Consider the following 2,302-nt stretch of genomic DNA (forward strand, 5'->3'; position numbering starts at 1 on the left):
CAGGGACGTGGCCGCCGTCGTGCCAGACGCTGACTGGCGGTTTACTGTTCCTTACTTGGCGGCCTGCACGAATTCGTTCGTGAACGTTTTTTCCAGGTCAATTGTCTTGCCCTTGACCTCGGCGTTGGTCTGCAGCACGTCGTTGRCGATCTTCGGACCGTCGGTGGGCATGAGGCCGGTGGGGCTGTAGATGCCCTTTTCTGCGTCCAGTGCCTTGATGTAGGCATCCTTGCCGACACCCGCGTAGTAGTCGGCGGGAACCTTGTCAGTGATTTCAGCAGCTGTGTGGTCCTGGATGAACTTGAGGGTTTTGACGTAGACGTTGGCCAGCTTCTGAACGACATCCTTGTGCGCCGCCACGTAGTCGCTGGTCATGTACAACGACGTCGCCGGGTAGGCCCCGCCGAAGGTCTGCTGCGCACCGGCCAGTGTCCGGGAGTCGTAGAGGATGAAGGCCTTGTTGGTGCTGACCAGCTGCGAAACTGTGGGTTCCGTTGTCATAGCGCAGTCGATGTTCTTGTGGTCCATCGCGGCAATGAGGGTGCCGCCGGACTGGACGCCGATGCGGTGGGTCTCCGAAGGGGCGACGCCGTTTTTCTGGCCGATGTACTGGGTCAGGTAATCCGTGGAGGATCCGAGGTCGGTAATGCCGAGGTTGCGGCCCTTCCAGTCCGCTGCTGATTTGATCTGGTCCTTGAGGTCGGTCCGGCAAAGTTCGACTTCGCCGGGGACCTGGAGCATGGTCACGACGGCCTCAGTGGATTTTCCCTTGGCTTGCAGGACCTGGTTGTGGTCATAGAATCCGCCCACACCGTCGACTTGGCCGGAGATCATGTTTGTCTCCGCGTCAACCCCGGCCGGTTCGTCGGAGAGCTGGATGTTCAGGCCGGCATCCTTGTAGTAGCCCAGCTGGTCGGCGAGCTTGAAGGGAAGATAGATCTGTTTGTTCAAGCCGCCCACCATGATCTTGACCTGCTGGCCGTTGGCGTCTCCGGCCTGTTGCGGTGCCTGCCCGGCCGTGCTGGCTGTGTTGGCACAGCCCGTCATCGCTGCCAGCAGGGCTGCGGCGACGCCGGCTCCGGCGATCCACTTTTTCGTAGACATTGTTCTCCTCTTTGAGATGTTGGTGTCGCGGACTAACAGGTCCGCGACGATGTATTAAAGGACGGTGTATAGAAGGTGATGCGGTCAGGCTTCTGCTGCCGCACTGTGCTGGGGCGGGCGCCAGCGCAGCAGCCGGTTTTCCAGTTTGGTAATTAGCCACTCGGCAATGAGCGCGACGACGGCCATGATGACCATGGCGGCCCAGATGCCGTTCTGGTTCAGGTTTCCCTGGGCCTGCCGGATCAGGTTGCCAAGTCCCTCCTGCGAGCCCAGGAACTCTCCGACGATGGCCCCGATGAGGGCAAAGCCGAATGCCACATGGAGGCTGGCGATGATCCACGAGAACGCAGAGGGGATGACCACCTGGCGCGTCACTTGCCACTTGCTGGCTCCGAGGATCTCCGCGTTTGCGATGAAGTTCTTGTCGACTTCCCTTGTGCCTTGAAAGGCATTGAAGAAGACGCCAAAGAATACGAGGACGATGACCAACATGACCTTGGACATCAGGCCCAGGCCGAACATGACGACGAAGGAGGAACCAAGCACGATGCGCGGAACGGCATTGATGACTTTGAGGAAGGGGCCGATCACCTCGGACAGGAACTGGATCCGTCCCATCGCGACCCCGAAAACTATGCCGAGAGCCGTGCCGATGAAGAAGCCGATGAGGGCCTCTTCAATGGTTACCGTGATCTGCTGGCCCAGGGATCCGTTGTCGGTCCCCTCGGTGACCCAGATGTAGAGCTGCTTCACAATGAGACTCGGTTGCCCGTAGAGCAGGGCGTCCAGGGCTTGGGCCCGGACCAGCAGCTCCCAGCTGCCCAGGAGCAGTATGACGATGCCGAACTGGACCCCCAGCACAGTGAGCCGGCGTCGGGAGGCAAATCTTTTTCGTCCCCCGGAACCTTGCGGGGCGGCCCGGGGCATTTCCTCCGGCGCGGTGGCAGTTTTGTCCAGGCTTGTCATGGTCATTCGGCGTCCGTTCTGTCCGGCTTGGCGCTCCGGGTTGTCTGGGCATAGGCAATATCCACTTCCTCACGCAGGGCTTCCCAGATGTTCTGGTAGATGTCGATGAACTTCTTGTCGAAGCGGATTTCCTGCACAACGCGCGGCCGCGGCAAGTCAATGTGGAAGGTTGCCTTCACACCGGCAGCCGGTCCGGCCGTCATGACAACCACCTTGTCGGCCAGCGCGATAG

Annotated in this window: 3 protein-coding genes; all 3 read right to left on the bottom strand. The window is 60.4% G+C overall.

Going from position 1 to position 2,302, the window contains the following annotated elements; genetic code table 11:
- Window positions 1-51 precede the first annotated feature (51 nt).
- Window positions 52-1,104, bottom strand: coding sequence for an ABC transporter substrate-binding protein (locus tag AB4Y86_RS17095; RefSeq protein WP_441403360.1), 1,053 nt, complete (start codon window positions 1,102-1,104; stop codon window positions 52-54).
- 84 nt (window positions 1,105-1,188) lie between these two features.
- The gene (locus tag AB4Y86_RS17100) at window positions 1,189-2,076 is read right to left on the bottom strand and encodes an ABC transporter permease (RefSeq protein WP_441403361.1); all 888 of its coding nucleotides are present in this window, start codon (window positions 2,074-2,076) and stop codon (window positions 1,189-1,191) included.
- A partial coding sequence (locus tag AB4Y86_RS17105; RefSeq protein ID WP_441403362.1) for a hypothetical protein occupies window positions 2,073-2,302 on the bottom strand: 230 nt, incomplete at its 5' end. The genes AB4Y86_RS17100 and AB4Y86_RS17105, both read right to left, overlap by 4 nt.

Source organism: Arthrobacter sp. 2YAF22_2 (assembly GCF_052114645.1).
In the GTDB taxonomy this organism is placed as follows: Bacteria; Actinomycetota; Actinomycetes; order Actinomycetales; family Micrococcaceae; genus Arthrobacter.